We start from the raw sequence: 13,799 nt of genomic DNA, 5'->3' as shown, positions 1-13,799 counted from the left end.
TTTTTGTCGACGACCTAGAGCTTCCAGATGAAGATCCCGCGTTTACGTCCAATATCCTGTGCTTGCCTGGCGGCTGCCCCGAACCCAATTAAAACGGATCGGCGGATCAGTTTGTCCCCAGAGGGCCTGTAGCATCATTTTCTCCCTATGCACGCTGTCCGTGACCAAATAGGTCAGCAGCGGCACCGAGACATTACGCAGCCCGTGCCGCCACAGAACCTGCGTGCGGCTCAGGCCCTTCCACTGGGCAAAGGCGTAAAAGGGCTGGGCGGCGACGCTGGCCATGGCGTCGCGGGTGATGCGGGCGTTGACCGCGGCCATGGCGCCCCAATCGCCGCCAGGCGCGTAATCCGAAAGGACAGTGCCAATGGGATCGGGGATCAGCGCCAGATTGCGGGCGATCAGGCCAAGTTCCAGCGTGCCGGCCTGATGCCCGGCCGGGATTTCCGAGGAATTGGTCGAACTGATCGCAAGTTCGATCCCGACAGCGCGAAACGCTGCCCGTCACGGGTCAGGATGCCGTCCGATCCGGCCGCCCAGCCAAGGTTCTCCAGCATCACCCGCGCGGCTTCAGGGTCATGGGCCTGTGCAATACGTTCCCGAAGACTGGCCGCGCATCAGAGCCGCCAAAGACACAACCGGAGGCCGCGCCAATGTCAGGTTTTAACCCGCAGCGTCCGTCATTGCGGCGGGAGAACGCCAAGGGGCGCGCCGTACAGGGCAGTGCGGCGCCGCAATGGGCTGACGCGCGCGGGGCGCAGGATCATCACGGCGGCGCGACGCGCTCAGGCCAGCCCGACGAGGTGCATCTGGATAGCCTCAACCTTGACCCGTTTGGCCGCCTGACGCTGGCGCTGATGCGGTTTCATTTCCAGACATTCGCTGCGCCCGAAACGCATGGCTGGCTACTGGCGCTGCGCTGCGCAACTGCCCATGTCGGCCCGCGCGCGGCAGGGCCGCTCTGCTATGATATCGTGACTTTGGTGCAGACCCTGCGCTCCAGCCGGAGCACGGCCTTCCGGTTCAATTCCGAGGGCTGCGCGTGCTGTCGGGTCTGGCTGACTCCGGAAGAACGGCAGATGATGGAGCTTGTGCAAGCCTTGCGGCAGCGCCGCACAGGTCGGGCGCGTGCCGTTGTGCAGATGCTGTGCGAGGGTGCACCGGGCGAACAGTTGATCGCCGCCATCGAGCAATATCTGCACCAACATGCGCCCGAGGCCCTGCGCAAATCTGTCTGATGCAATGGATACAAAACAGCCAGAACCCGCAGTCATTGCGGGTTTTCGGCAATGTTCACAGCGCCGCGCATCAGCGAACGCCTTGCAACCCATATCAAAAATACACTTTTACTTTTGCGCGCGAAGTTGGGATACAGAGCTACCCAGCCAGCGATTTCCGTCCAGCTCGGCATCACTGGCGCAGACGTGTCGAAAAGGATTCGGTCTGCGCGGTGCCTATTCCCAACCAACAAGGAGACCATGCCGATGTTCATCGCCATGAACCGCTTTACCGTGCCGCTGGAGAATGCCGAAGCTTTCGAGGCCCTGTGGCTTGGCCGCGAGTCCCATCTCGACCAGATGGAGGGATTTGTCGAGTTTCACATGCTCAAAGGCCCCGAGGCTGATGGAATGCGGCTCTATGCCTCGCATACTGTCTGGGCGTCTGAGGAGGATTTTCGCGCCTGGACGCGCAGCGATGCATTTCGTGCGGCCCATTCACGCGCGGGCGACACGCGCAAGCTGCATGCCGGTGCGCCACAATTCGAGGGCTTCACGGCCATTCAGCATCTCACCGCAAAGCAAGCAGCCTGACGAAAAGCAGCGCGGGAAAGTCTCCCGCGCTACCGGCTTTCTACCTTCCCTGGAAGGAAAACCTACCAGTTGAACTGCCGTCCGACAGCCAGCCGGATATCACGGCCCCGGCGGGGTTCGTTGCTGGCAAGGCCACCGTTCAGGATGTTGCGGTATTGCTTGTTCAGGACGTTATTCACGGCAAGCTGCACTTCCAGCCCCGCCATCACACCCTGATCAGGCCGCCATGTGGCATAGAGATCATTGACGCCGTAGCCGGGGAAAGCCTCGCCATCGGCGCGGGTGGCGCTGCGCAGGAATGTCCCGCGCCAGCCATATTCCAGCGTCTGATCGAAGGCCCGCGCCCCGAGTTCCAGCACCAGTTCATCCGCAGGGGTGGAATTCAGCCGCGCACCGGTCGTCTGGTCCGTGCCGAGGATCCGCGAATAGGCGAATTTGCCGAAGATAGTTTCAGCATCATAGCCGCCTTCAAGCTCGACCCCGCGGATCCGGGCGCGGGCGATATTGGCATAGGTCGGGCCGGGAACGGCATTTCCGGGCCGTTCGATCTTGTCCTTGATGCGGGTGTTGAACACGGTCAGCTTGAAATCCAGGCTGTCGCCATTGGCGAAAAAATCGCGCCCGCCATAGGAAAAGCCTGCCTCCAGCGTGCGCGCACGCTCTGTCTTCAGATCAAGCGAGGTGGTCTTGCCCGGTGCAGACGCAACATCGAACATCTCATCAATCGAGGGCGCGCGTTCGGTCTGCGACACGGACCCGAAGACAGCCCAGTCCTGGGTGAGTTTGTAATGCACCGCCAGCGACGCAACCCGCGCGGTATGGCTGCGCTTTTCCCCGCCTGCAACTTCGTCCGAAGGCGTCAGGGCGATGCGGTCAGCGCGCAGGCCCAGCACAGCGGTCAGGCGTTCATCCCAGATATACTCGTTCTGCAAGAACAGCCCATAGCGACGGTCTGTCCCTTCGGGGTGAAACGAGATCGCCCCGGATTCGCGCTGTGCCTTGCGCTGCAGATCAGAGGCGGTGATCCCAAGGGTAAGGTAATTGTCCCAGCCTGCGCCGGAAAAGGAAAAACGGTTCTCTGCGCGCAATGCCAGCGTGCGATACTCGTAGAAGGAATCCTCGAATAGCGGGTTTCCAATCAGCGCGGGCGTGCCGGGCACGGCATTTTCCTGATCGATCAGCGTGCGCGAGTAGGTCAGAGCCACGCGACTGTCCAGCAACGGGTTGCCGCTGGCGGGATTGGTCCACAGAAGTGTCGCCGTGTCGTCCTGAGCTTTGCGGTCCACAGTCCCGAATGCCGGGGCAAAGGCGTATGCGGAGTAATTCGCGCCCTCCTCGTCGCTGAGCCAGCGCGACAGGGACAGGCTGAGGGCCTGTTCATTCCCGTCGCCGAAGCGGTAGGTTCCCTTCAGCAGCCCCGAACTGCCCGCCATGCCCGAGCCGTCAACGCGCGTTCCGTCGCCGGATTTGTAATCCCCCTCGCGGCGATGGTTCAGCGCGGCCAGAATTTCGAAACTCTCGCCGAAACGATGCGCCAGAATGACCGATCCCAGCGCGCCCGAACCGTTGCTGTTGCCTGCGGCCTTCACGCGAAGGGCTGTGGAGGTGCCGTCTTGCAGAAAATCGGCGGCGTCTTTGGTTTCAAAAGCCACAACCCCGCCCAATGCACCCGATCCGTAGAGCGCCGAAGACGCCGGTCCACGCAGGATTTCCACACGCTTGTAGAGTTCCGGTTCGCCAAAGAACTGGCCAAGCCGGTAAAGCTCGCCATATTTCTCGGCACCGTCCACAGTGATGATGATCCGGTTCTGATCAGATGCGTCGCTGCCGATCCCGCGGATGTTGAAGCTCTGGCCTGTCATGCGATCTCCGCCGAAGGCGGTGGCGCCCGGAACCGTGCGCAGAAGATCGCCGGGTTTCGACGCCTGTTCGCGGTCGATATCTTCCTGCTCCAGCGTGCTGACGGCCTGCGGCGTATCAATCGCGGTGCGCGCGCGGCCAAAGCCGAGGATGATCCGCCCGAGGAAGGATGTGGCCTGTACGCTCTCGGATTGTTGGGCGAGGGCGGGCATTGGGGCCAGCAGCAGCGCAGTTGCGGAAATAGTCGCATAGAGGCGCGCGCGGCGCCTTTTCTGTAGTGTCATCGGTATCCCCTTGTTTTCGTTTTGTGGCTGGCGATACCGCTGGCGTTTCGCTATCTGCGCTACTTAACCCGAGTTAAAGAGTCAAGTATTCGTCAGGCGATTTCTGCCGCCTGTGGCAGGATATATGTTGCCCCCTGTGCGGGCGGGCTGGAGACGCGCAACCGGCAGCCATAGGCGCGCGACAGGTTCTGCTCGGTCAGCACCTCTCGCACTGCGCCTTGCGCCAACACGCGCCCGTCGAGCATCAGCATGACATGATCGGCAAACATGGCGGTCAGGTTCAGATCATGCATGACGGCGACCACCCCGCCGCCTTGTTGCGCGAAACGCCGCGCCAGATACATGACCTGCAGCTGATGGCCAATATCGAGCGCCGCGACAGGCTCATCCAGAAACAGCCAGCGCGGCACGCCGTCCTGCACCGGCTCCCAGACCTGCAACAGCACGCGGGCGAGTTGCGCGCGGGCCTGTTCACCGCCCGAGAGTTCCTGAAAGAACCGCCCGCCATAGCCCGCGAGGCCCACACGATCCAGCGCGCGTGCGGGCAGTTGTGCCGCATCCGGGCGCAGCGCGATGCGCCCGGTCAGGCCCAGCCGCACCACCTCATGCACCGTGAAGGGGAAGGCGAGCACACTCGCTTGCGGCAGCACGGCGCGGCACTCGGCCAGCGCATGCGGGGGCAAGGCGCGCATGTCTTCCCTGTCCAGCCAGACAGAGCCGCGACAGGCCAGATCACCGGTGATCGCGCGCAGAAGCGTGGTCTTGCCCGAACCGTTCGGCCCGACGATGACGGTCGTCGCACCGGGTTTTGCCCTCAGTCCCGCACCATACAGCACCTGTTTGCGCCCAAGGGTGACGGAAATATCGCGTGCCTCCAGCATGCTCCCTCACATATCCACGATGCCGCGACGGCGCAGCAATATCCACAGAAAGACCGGCCCGCCCAGCACCGCTGTCACGATGCCGATGGGCAATTCCGCAGGTGCAATGATCAGCCGCGAGATGATATCCGCGAGCAGCAGAAGCCCTGCGCCCAGCAGGGCGGCAGCGGGCAGCAGAAAGCGATGATCCGGCCCCATGACCAGCCGCAGCAGATGCGGCACAACGATGCCAATAAAGCCGATCCCGCCCGACACAGCGACCGCAGCGCCGGTGGCGGCAGCGACAGTCAGAATGGCAAGGTTCTTCATCCGCTGCACTGCAATGCCCAGATGCGCCGCAGCCCCTTCACCCAAGGCCAACCCGTTCAACGCCCGCGCCAGCATGGGGGCGGCCAGCAATGCCAGCATCATGATCGGGGCGGCGGCGGCCAGTTTCGCCCAGCTTGCCCCTGCCAGCGAGCCCAGCCCCCAAAAGGTCAGATCCCGCAATTGCTGATCATCCGCGATATAGACCAAGATCCCGGTCAGCGCGCCCGAAAGCGCGCCAAGGGCAATCCCGGCCAGCAGCATGGTTGCGACCGATGTGCGCCCGGCGCGGGTTGAGACACGGTAGAGGATCAGGGTTGTCGCCCAGCCGCCGAAAAACGCGGCCAAAGGGACCAGATGCATCCCGGTGAAAGCCAGAACAGCAGGCGGCAGGAAGGCCCCCAGCACAATCGCCAGCACCGCGCCGAGGCCCGCGCCTGCGCCAACCCCCACGATGCCCGGATCCGCCAGCGGGTTGCGAAACAGCCCCTGCATCACCGCGCCCGAGACAGCGAGCGAGGCGCCGACCAGCATCCCGGTCAGCAGTCGCGGCAGGCGGATGTCGAAGAGCACGACGCGCTCGCGCAGGCTCAGGGCCTCGCCCGTAATCCATTTCGCCAGCACGTCGCCCAACGACACGCCTGCCGCGCCTGTGCCGAGCGAGGCAACCGCCGCCAGCATCACGAAAACCACCAGCGCAAGGATGGTGAGGCGCGCGCGCTCCGAGCGGTCGCCTGTCGCGTCCCGTTCCGTGCCGCGCCCCCAGGGCAAGGCCACCATCGGATCAGCCCCCCTTGTGCGGCTCGGCGTAGAGCGCGCTGTGCAGATCCTGCCCGGCCTCCGCCGTGCGTGGGCCAAAACCCAGCAGGTAGATGCCATTCATGCGGATCACCGCGCCGGTTTCTGCCGCAGGGGTCAGCCCGAGCGCCGGATGCGCAAGGATCTCCGCATCCGAGATCGCGTGATCCCCGCCGCGATCCATCATCAGGATCACCTCGGGGGCGGCAGCGGTGATCGCCTCGTCACTCAGCAGCCGGTAGCCCGCGAAATCGGCGAAAGCATTGACCCCGCCCGCGAGTTCGATCATCGCGCTGGCCCCGGTGTCGCGACCCGCCGCGTTGATCCGCCCGCCCTGCGCCGAGAGCACGAACATCACGCGCTTGGGGGTGGTGACTGCCTCTGCCGCAGCGCGCAGGCTCGCGAACTCGGCTTCCAGCCGGGCGATGAGTGCTGCGGCCTCGGGCTCGGCGTCAAGCTGCGCGGCGACGGTGCGCACGCGCTCCAGCACGGCGTCAAGGCTCGGATCTTCGGTGATCTGCACGAAGGGCACCGAAGCCGCCTGCATGATCTGCACGGTTTCCGCAGGCCCGGACCCTTCCGAAGCAAGGATCAGATCGGGGTCCAGTGCCAGCAGCCCCTCGGGCGAGAGCGCGCGCATATAGCCGACATCGGGCAGGGCCTCGACCTCGGGCGGAAAGCTGGCGGTGGTGTCGCGCCCGACCAGCCGGTGCTCCTGCCCGAGTGCATAGACGATTTCGGCCAGCCCGCCGCCCACCACGACCACGCGCTCCTGCGCGGCCAGCGGGGTTGCGAGACAGGTCAGAACAAGTCCCAGACGCAGCATGGCTTATGCTCCTGACTGACGCGGCAGCGCCTCGACCATAGCCCTGAACGCACTCGTGTCGGGGTCGCGCTTGCCGAAAATCTGCAGGATCAGCGTGCCCTGCGCATCGAACGCCTCGACCGAATGGGCCATGCCATCGCGGACCGGCTTGATCACATGCCAGACTTCGGCGATGTGATCGGCGCGCAGATGCAGGTTGAAACGCGGGTCCAGCACATTGATCCAGGGGCCCATCGGCGCGATCCGTGCAACAGTGCCACCATGGATCTGGATACAACCCTGATTGCCGACAAAGATCATCAGCGGGATCCTGCCCTCGGCGGACTGATGCAGAACCTGCGCCACCGCATCAGGGCGCAGAGCAAAGGCCCAGGGCGCGCCCGCGACGCGATAGGCCCCCAGACGGTTCATCTTCAGCTTCGAGACCATGCGCAGAAACTGGTGCGTATCGGTCATCTCGCCCCATTCGCGGCGCAACTCCTCGGCTTTGTCGGCGCGCAGTTTCGCGGCCTCGACAGGCACATGGGGCGTCAGCGTGATCGTGTCACCCTGATCGGGCAGGCGCAGATCGCGCACGAGTGTTTCAAACGCAGCACGATCAGAGGCATCGGTCAGAAACACCTTATGCACCGCATCGCCCGCGGCATCGAAAACCTGCACCGAGGGGCGCGGTCCGTCTAGCAGGGCAAAGCCATGCGCCCAATGTTTGGGGAACATGCGCAGATCAATCTCTGCGCCCAGCACCATCGAGGCATGCGCGCCGGAATGGAAATCCTCGTATGTGCCGGTGCGTTCATGCACGCAGGATGCATTGCGCGTCAGCGCCATCACCTCGCCCAAGGTCTGGATGGCGGGAAACAACCGGTCCAGCCCGGCATCAATGCGCACAACCTGCACGCCATCGACATGGGCGGCAACCAGCGCGGCTTCGGTCACGCCAAGGCTCTCGGCCAGATCACGGGCGCGGGTCTTTGGATTTTCCGCGCGGGCATTGCGCAGATCGGCGGGTGACGGGGCGGCGAGTGTATCCAGCGACATCAGAAGGCTCCTGAAACGGTTGAGGGTCAGGCGCGTGTCTGGCTCGGGGCTGGATGGCGCATGAAGCGGGTTGCGCTTCATTCTTGACAGATTTACTAAGTCAATGCTAACGCCCCTGCAAGAAGAAATTCTTGCCATGCCAGCCAACGTGCCAGCCTTTCCCGAAAATATGAATCTGAAAGGCAGCATCATGCGTGCGCTTGCATTTTGTCTTGGGCTAGGTCTGGCGCCCGCAGCGTCCGGGACGCTCTCGATCAGGCTCGATCAGGCCAATTCAGGCGCGGCTCAGTGCCAGTTGGTCTTTGTGCTGGAAAACGGGCTTTCTACAGAATTCGAGAGCCTGCAGGCCGAAGTCGTGCTTCTGACGCCTGAATCCCGCGTGCTGCGCCTGAGCCTGCTGGATTTCCAGTCCCTGCCCGCAAACGGATTGCGCGTGCGCAGTTTCAATCTGGCGGGGCTGGAATGCAGTAATATCGGGCGGGTGCTGTTCAACGCGATGGGTCCATGCACTCCCCTCGACGCGAGCAGCTGCACGGCCGCGCTGGCCGTCAGCAGCGCAACCGATATCGAGGTGCTGAAATGACCGATCTTCTTGATACCGTGCAGGGTTTTCTCGCGCTTGGCGGCCCGGTCGTCGCCATCCTGCTGGCCATGTCCATGCTCGGGCTGGCACTTGTGCTGGTCAAGCTCTGGCAGTTCCGCCGCGCAGGTGTGGGCGATCACGCGGCTCTGATCGCGGCGCTGGATCAGGCCGATCGGGGCGCGACACAAGGCGCGCTGCAGCAGGCGGCAAAGGCGCGCAGTCATCTGGCCCCGCTGGCGGTGCTGGCGCTCAATTCCGGCGGCGAAGGCGAGGCGCTGCGCGCGCGGCTGTCCGGGTTGGCGGAAGAGGCGATCGCCCGGTTGCAATCGGGCTTCCGTCTGCTCGATTCCATCGCGCAGGTGGCACCGCTGCTGGGGCTGTTCGGAACCGTTCTCGGCATGATCACGGCGTTTCAGGCGCTGCAGGAAGCAGGCGCAAATGTGGACCCTTCGGCGTTGGCCGGTGGCATCTGGGTCGCGCTGCTGACCACGGCGGTGGGGCTTGGCGTGGCGATGCCCGCCGCTTTGGTGCTGACATGGTTCGAATCCCGCGTTGCGCGCGAGGCGCGCCTGGCCATGCAGATCGTCGATGTGGCGCTCTGCCGGGGGGTGGCGCTGGACACCTGCCCGATGGAAGCGCGCTCCAGCGCGACGCTGGCCCATGCCTGAACGGCTGGCGGTCACATTGCGGCGCAGGCGGCTGTCGATGACCTCGCTCATCGATGTGATCTTCCTGCTTCTGCTGTTCTTCATGCTGTCCTCGACCTTTGCACGGCAGGGCGAACTGCCCCTCGATCTGGCGATGGGCGGCGCTGCCAGCGCGCCGGAAACGCCGCCCGCCTTCGTGCAGTTGCGCGAGGACGGGTTGCGGCTGGATGCGGTGCCCACCACGGCGGCAGAGCTGCGCGCCAGCCTTGCGGCGCGTGGGGAGGGGCTGGTGTTGCTCGCATTGGGCGAAGGCGCCAGCGCACAGGCTTTCGCCGAAATGCTGCATCTGTTGCAGGGGCTGAGCAGCTGGCGGCTGGCCGTACTGGGTGCTGCACCGTGAGGCGCGCGCTCATCCAGACCGCCCGCCCGCATGGCGAGCCGACGATCGCGCTGATCAATATCGTCTTTCTGATGCTGATCTTCTTCCTGATCGCAGGCAGCCTCGCGCCGCGCCCGGACAGCGATGTGGCGCTGGTCTCGCTGACCGAAATCAAAACCGAGCCGCCTTCGGACGCGCTCGTCATGCTGGCCGATGGCAGTTTGCGCCATGCAGGCGAAACCCTGACGCGCGAGGACGCGCTGGTGCGCTTCGGGGACACCGCGCACGTCCGCCTGCTGCCCGACCGCGACGCGCCTGCGGGAGAACTCGTCGCTCTGGCGCAAACCCTGCGCGCGGCGGGTGTCGCGGAATTGGTGATAGTGACCGAAAGGGGGCTGGAATGACCGCGACCGCGCTTTTGCGCGCCTGCCCGCAGCGCAATGGCTGCCCGCTGGTCAGTCCGCGCGACCTGCGCCGGTTGGACCTTGCGCCCCGCGTGAAAACCCTCGCGCTGGCGGCGGGCGCATCCGTTCTGTTGCATCTGGGCGCAATGGCCGCCCTCGCCCCGCGCGAGATGGCGCTGATCGCAGGCGGCGGCGAAGCTGCCCCTGCAGCGCTTGGCACCAGCTTCGCGGATTTCGCCGAAGGTGTGCTGTCACCGTCAGAAGCGGAGCCGCTTGAGGTCGAGCACGCAGACACAATCCTTCCTGTCGCGCCGGCGCAGGCCCAGACGCCTCATCCCGCGCAGCCGGACAGGGCGGCGCTGGCCGTCCCTTTGGCCCCTGACCAGAACGCCGCCCTTCTGCCCGCAATGCCAGAGCAAGTCACGACGACCACACCTCCGGAACAAATGCCAGAAACGCCCGCTGCGCCGATAACTGCTCCGGCGGAACTTGCCCAGACACCGCCGCCAGAGATCCTTGCGGCGGCCCCGTCAGAGACCGTCAACCCGGACACAAGCCCGTCGGAGCTTGCCCCCACCACAAGCCGCACGCCGCCCCCGCGCCCGGATCGTACTCAACCGACGCGGCAAGCCCGCGCCCCACAGGGCAATGCGGCCCAGTCCGCCACCCGCGGCGGTCAGCAGGGCAGCACAGGTCAGACGGCAAGCGAGGCCCCCGTTCGCACGCAAGCCAGTGCGCAAGGCAATGCGGCCGCATCCAATTATCCCGGCGAGGTCTTGCGCCGCATCCAGCGCACGCGGCAAGCCCGCAGCCCCGCGCGTGGGCAGGTTCTGGTGGCCTTCAGCGTGGCGAGTAATGGCGGGTTGGCATCAGTCTCTGTCGCGCGCTCTTCGGGGCACGCTGGTCTGGACCAGGCAGCGCTTGACCATATCCGCAGGGCCGCGCCTTTCCCACCCCCGCCCGGAGGCGCACAGCGCCAATTCAGTTTCGAATTCGTCGGGCGATAGCACCTGCAAATGAAACCGGCGGTGCACAGAAAGGATGAAACACGGGATGCTCCAGGATTACCGGCCCAAGCGCAAAAAAGCTAAGTGTTTTTGTCGGATAAGGCTGGATTTCGTAGGCGATGGTCGATATATCAGTGTCATATCCAGAGGACATGCCAATGCAAACTGCCGCTCTTGTGCCACATTCCGCTCCGTTTGGTGCGCCGCTTGAGCCAACATTGGCATTATTGCGACTGCTCATGCGCCAATGCCGCGCCAAAGCGCGTGTTGAAGTGTTCGAGACCTGCCGCCTGCTGATGCACAACCCGCGCGAAGGCGCACAGGACTATGCAGATGCACTGCTGCGCATCCTGAGCACGGGCTTGCCCAAAGCGCCCGTAATCCACGATCTTCGCGCCACAGAGCGGTCTTTTGACGAGGACTGGCTGCTCGCGCTCTTTGCGGCTTTGCAACGCGACGACCGATGCAGCGCAACCTTTCTGCTGCGCGCGCGACTGCCACTGCACCTGCGCCGCCCCGTGGGCTGGTTGGCCGCAGAACTGGTGCAACGGATGCAGGCATTGACCGAGAGAAATTCTCAAGATTAGAATTGTTCTAAGAAATACCTTGAACTGGCTGTCCGCCTGCACTAGTTTGACAGTAAGCGGACAGCCAGCCATTTGCCAGCCAGCTCCGTGTTGTCATTCACCATGATTAATAACACGAAAGGGAGGGTCATGACCCAGACCGCAGAACAATTGACACCCAGCGCCAAGGAAGCGATCTGCGAAGCGTTGAATCAGGCTGTCGCAGAAACCGCTGTCACGACGATGCTGGCGCAGAATTTCCACTGGAACGTGACCGGGATGGCCTTTGGCCCGCTGCATGACATGTTCCAGAAAATCTATGAAGACCATTTCACCGCGCAGGACGATCTGGCCGAGCGCGTGAAAGCCTTAGGCGGTCATGCCGAAGGGCAGTTGGCCGGGATGCTCAAGCGCTCGAAGGTCGCGGAACATGATGGCCACGCAAACGCCGAAGTCATGATCGAGACGCTTGCCAAGGCGCAGGAAACGATCGCGGCAACGCTTGCCGGTGTCGCATCTGTCGCCGAAGAGCATGGCGATCTGCTGACGCAGGATCTGGCCATCGGACGCGGGCAGGTGCATGAGAAATTCGCCTGGCTCTTGCGCGCGCATCTGGGCTGAGCCGCCGTCAATGCCCTAGATCGGGCACTTCACGCCTTTCCTGGCGCAGCGTCGCGCATAGGCGTCAGCCCAGTGGCGGTATTTGCCAAGATCATTCTGCTGATGCACCAGCATGTCCAGAAAGGCATGCTGGTGTTCTTCTTTTTTCAGCTTTTTGAACATGGATTTCTGCGCCTTCGTCATCGAACAGCCGATGCAATGGCCTTCGCGCTTGAACTTGCACACATCGATGCAGGGAGAGGGGATTTTGCTCATGGTCTGACCTGACTTGCCCGCGATTGCGAAGGCGGCTGGGTTATTTGGTGAGAATCAGTTTTCCGGCGCGGGTAATGCGCAGCGTGTAGATCTGGCCATCCAGATCGATATGAGCTGTCGTGCCGTCCTGTGTCAGGCTTTGCGCGCGGTGCATCGGAATGCTGTGGGCGGCATGCGCCTTGCATTGCTCAAGTGGTTTCAGCCGCCGTGGATCTTCACGCATATGTCCCACCGTGGCCGGGCGCCGGTCGGATCGCAGGAATAGAGGGCTTGGACATCTGGCGCGCTCCTTGAGCTGTTACTGGATGCGCCGGGCTGACAGGACGTTCTGGCTAGGCAATGAACATTATCTGACAGAAACACTCGGCTTTGTCAATTAATGCACTGGCACTCAGTGCTCCAAGAGTGCAACGCAATCGCAGATGCGCAAACGCACACGGGCACCCACAACAAAACTGCCCCCTGCACCGGACAAGACGTCTGGCCACCGGGGTTGAGCGACAACAGGCCGCGGGCGCGCGCAAAAAGAGCGCAACCGCAAACGGCCCCGCAGGTGCGGGGTTGGAAGGTATTGATTGTATGGTGGATTTTGGTTGCGGGGACAGGCTACCGCCGTAACTTACCCATGCCCTTTTGCTTGGTTTGAGTCAAAACCTTCGGCCATCAGTTTATGAGCCCCGACTAGGCGAAAACCGGTTCTCGTTTGATTTCAGATGGTTAACCCGACAGCTTCTGACGCAATGTCCACGGTATAATAAAACTGAGAGCGATTCTCCTTTTGGTTGCGCTCGTCTCGCAAGAAATATCAGGCGTCGCTTCGGCGTCACGGTCAAGCAGTGCCTTTTGACGACCGCAACCAGAACGCTTCTCCCTCACTTCGGCGTATCGGGCGGCGCGCCATTTATTGTGGTGGCGTGCCGCACCCACTCAGAACGAGAACTGGAGATAGAATGGCATTACCACCAAATGCATTTTCACGGTACACGAAGCAGCCTCGCGCTGGGGCTGTATGGTCGCCGATATCGTCGGCTGGACGATCGGGGGAAGCTCGACATTATTACCGGCATTCCCCTTGCGGTCTGCGAGACCGAGAAAGTGGCCGGACTGATCATCATTTCACCGAGGACATGCTGCCCCTGTTCCGACGTGACAGCACCGGGCCAAGCTCCGTCCGGCTGTTGCGGATCACGCCTGAAACCCGAGAGGACTGGCTTTTTGTAACCGAGCAGGATGACGGGGGGCGAAGCCTTGATCGCCGATCTGCTGATCAGCGGCCCGGATGTTTTGCGCTTTGAGGACGAGTACGATCTGTTGCGCCGCATCGGCGGCGGCTCCGGCGCGCTCTCGCCCTATGATTGGGAAGGCATGTATGTGGCCATGATCCAGCGCATTCATGAGCACGGCTGTTAAGGATAAATATCTTGCCGCACACAGTTCCAGGAGTTGACGCTGCAGATTCGATGATGCAACTCTTGATTGAGCATTGCAGATAGCGATGCAGCCGAAACTGTGGGACTTGGGGATCGCCTCTGC

18 protein-coding genes are annotated in these 13,799 nt (G+C 63.2%); 10 read left to right on the top strand and 8 right to left on the bottom strand.

Annotated features, from left to right (window positions below; all coding sequences use genetic code 11):
* Positions 1-42 precede the first annotated feature (42 nt).
* Positions 43-321, bottom strand: a complete 279-nt coding sequence (locus BG457_RS01480) for an ABC transporter permease subunit (RefSeq protein ID WP_071795181.1) — start codon at positions 319-321, stop codon at positions 43-45.
* A gap of 332 nt (positions 322-653) precedes the next feature.
* Between BG457_RS01480 and BG457_RS01475 the strand changes: the two genes are divergently transcribed.
* Together BG457_RS01475 and hmuQ are read left to right on the top strand one after the other, a co-directional pair.
* Positions 654-1,238, top strand: coding sequence for a hypothetical protein (locus BG457_RS01475; RefSeq protein WP_139257497.1), 585 nt, complete (start codon positions 654-656; stop codon positions 1,236-1,238).
* Between the two features lie 246 nt (positions 1,239-1,484).
* A complete protein-coding gene (hmuQ, locus tag BG457_RS01470; RefSeq protein ID WP_071795440.1) occupies positions 1,485-1,811 on the top strand; it encodes a heme-degrading protein HmuQ in 327 nt (108 codons plus the stop codon).
* Positions 1,812-1,873: 62 nt separating this feature from the next.
* Here the strand turns inward: hmuQ and BG457_RS01465 are convergent, their stop codons facing one another.
* From BG457_RS01465 to BG457_RS01445, 5 genes are all read right to left on the bottom strand, one after another.
* Entirely contained in the window at positions 1,874-3,955 is a 2,082-nt protein-coding gene (locus tag BG457_RS01465) for a TonB-dependent receptor domain-containing protein (RefSeq protein ID WP_071795179.1), read from the bottom strand.
* 92 nt (positions 3,956-4,047) lie between these two features.
* A complete protein-coding gene (locus BG457_RS01460; RefSeq protein WP_071795178.1) occupies positions 4,048-4,836 on the bottom strand; it encodes a heme ABC transporter ATP-binding protein in 789 nt (262 codons plus the stop codon).
* A 6-nt stretch (positions 4,837-4,842) separates the two neighbouring features.
* On the bottom strand, positions 4,843-5,922 hold the full coding sequence (locus BG457_RS01455) for a FecCD family ABC transporter permease (protein ID WP_071795177.1): 1,080 nt from the start codon (positions 5,920-5,922) through the stop codon (positions 4,843-4,845).
* A 4-nt stretch (positions 5,923-5,926) separates the two neighbouring features.
* A complete protein-coding gene (locus BG457_RS01450) occupies positions 5,927-6,766 on the bottom strand; it encodes a heme/hemin ABC transporter substrate-binding protein (RefSeq protein ID WP_071795176.1) in 840 nt (279 codons plus the stop codon).
* Positions 6,767-6,769: 3 nt separating this feature from the next.
* On the bottom strand, positions 6,770-7,804 hold the full coding sequence (locus tag BG457_RS01445) for a hemin-degrading factor (RefSeq protein ID WP_071795439.1): 1,035 nt from the start codon (positions 7,802-7,804) through the stop codon (positions 6,770-6,772).
* 190 nt (positions 7,805-7,994) lie between these two features.
* On the opposite strand from BG457_RS01445, the gene BG457_RS01440 reads away from it, so the two are divergent.
* The 7 genes from BG457_RS01440 to BG457_RS01410 all read left to right on the top strand — a co-directional run bounded on the left by BG457_RS01440 (position 7,995) and on the right by BG457_RS01410 (position 12,011).
* Complete coding sequence (locus BG457_RS01440) at positions 7,995-8,387, top strand: hypothetical protein (protein WP_139257496.1); 393 nt, start codon at positions 7,995-7,997, stop codon at positions 8,385-8,387.
* Positions 8,384-9,055, top strand: coding sequence for a MotA/TolQ/ExbB proton channel family protein (locus tag BG457_RS01435; protein ID WP_071795174.1), 672 nt, complete (start codon positions 8,384-8,386; stop codon positions 9,053-9,055). The genes BG457_RS01440 and BG457_RS01435 overlap by 4 nt, the downstream gene beginning before the upstream one ends.
* Positions 9,048-9,434 (top strand): biopolymer transporter ExbD, encoded by a 387-nt coding sequence (locus tag BG457_RS01430; RefSeq protein WP_139257495.1) that lies wholly within the window; start codon positions 9,048-9,050, stop codon positions 9,432-9,434. The genes BG457_RS01435 and BG457_RS01430 overlap by 8 nt, the downstream gene beginning before the upstream one ends.
* The gene (locus BG457_RS01425; RefSeq protein WP_071795173.1) at positions 9,431-9,817 is read left to right on the top strand and encodes an ExbD/TolR family protein; all 387 of its coding nucleotides are present in this window, start codon (positions 9,431-9,433) and stop codon (positions 9,815-9,817) included. Before BG457_RS01430 ends, BG457_RS01425 begins: the two co-directional genes overlap by 4 nt.
* A complete protein-coding gene (locus BG457_RS01420; protein WP_084657387.1) occupies positions 9,814-10,824 on the top strand; it encodes an energy transducer TonB in 1,011 nt (336 codons plus the stop codon). The genes BG457_RS01425 and BG457_RS01420 overlap by 4 nt, the downstream gene beginning before the upstream one ends.
* Positions 10,825-10,982: 158 nt before the next feature.
* Positions 10,983-11,411, top strand: coding sequence for a hypothetical protein (locus tag BG457_RS01415; protein ID WP_139257494.1), 429 nt, complete (start codon positions 10,983-10,985; stop codon positions 11,409-11,411).
* Between the two features lie 129 nt (positions 11,412-11,540).
* Positions 11,541-12,011: a Dps family protein gene (locus BG457_RS01410; protein ID WP_071795171.1), complete on the top strand. Its 471-nt coding sequence runs from the start codon at positions 11,541-11,543 to the stop codon at positions 12,009-12,011.
* Positions 12,012-12,026: 15 nt separating this feature from the next.
* On the opposite strand, the gene BG457_RS01405 is transcribed toward BG457_RS01410, so the two are convergent.
* The gene (locus BG457_RS01405) at positions 12,027-12,266 is read right to left on the bottom strand and encodes a DUF1289 domain-containing protein (RefSeq protein WP_071795170.1); all 240 of its coding nucleotides are present in this window, start codon (positions 12,264-12,266) and stop codon (positions 12,027-12,029) included.
* 40 nt (positions 12,267-12,306) lie between these two features.
* Entirely contained in the window at positions 12,307-12,489 is a 183-nt protein-coding gene (hemP, locus tag BG457_RS01400; protein WP_071795169.1) for a hemin uptake protein HemP, read from the bottom strand.
* A 1,025-nt stretch (positions 12,490-13,514) separates the two neighbouring features.
* On the opposite strand from hemP, the gene BG457_RS20095 reads away from it, so the two are divergent.
* Complete coding sequence (locus BG457_RS20095; RefSeq protein WP_175546697.1) at positions 13,515-13,676, top strand: hypothetical protein; 162 nt, start codon at positions 13,515-13,517, stop codon at positions 13,674-13,676.
* Positions 13,677-13,799: the final 123 nt, after the last annotated feature.

The organism is Natronohydrobacter thiooxidans (assembly GCF_001884735.1).
Taxonomy (GTDB): Bacteria; Pseudomonadota; Alphaproteobacteria; order Rhodobacterales; family Rhodobacteraceae; genus Roseinatronobacter; species Roseinatronobacter thiooxidans_A.
The sequence above is the reverse complement of the archived record's forward strand: the minus strand, read 5'-3'. Positions and strand labels throughout refer to the sequence as shown.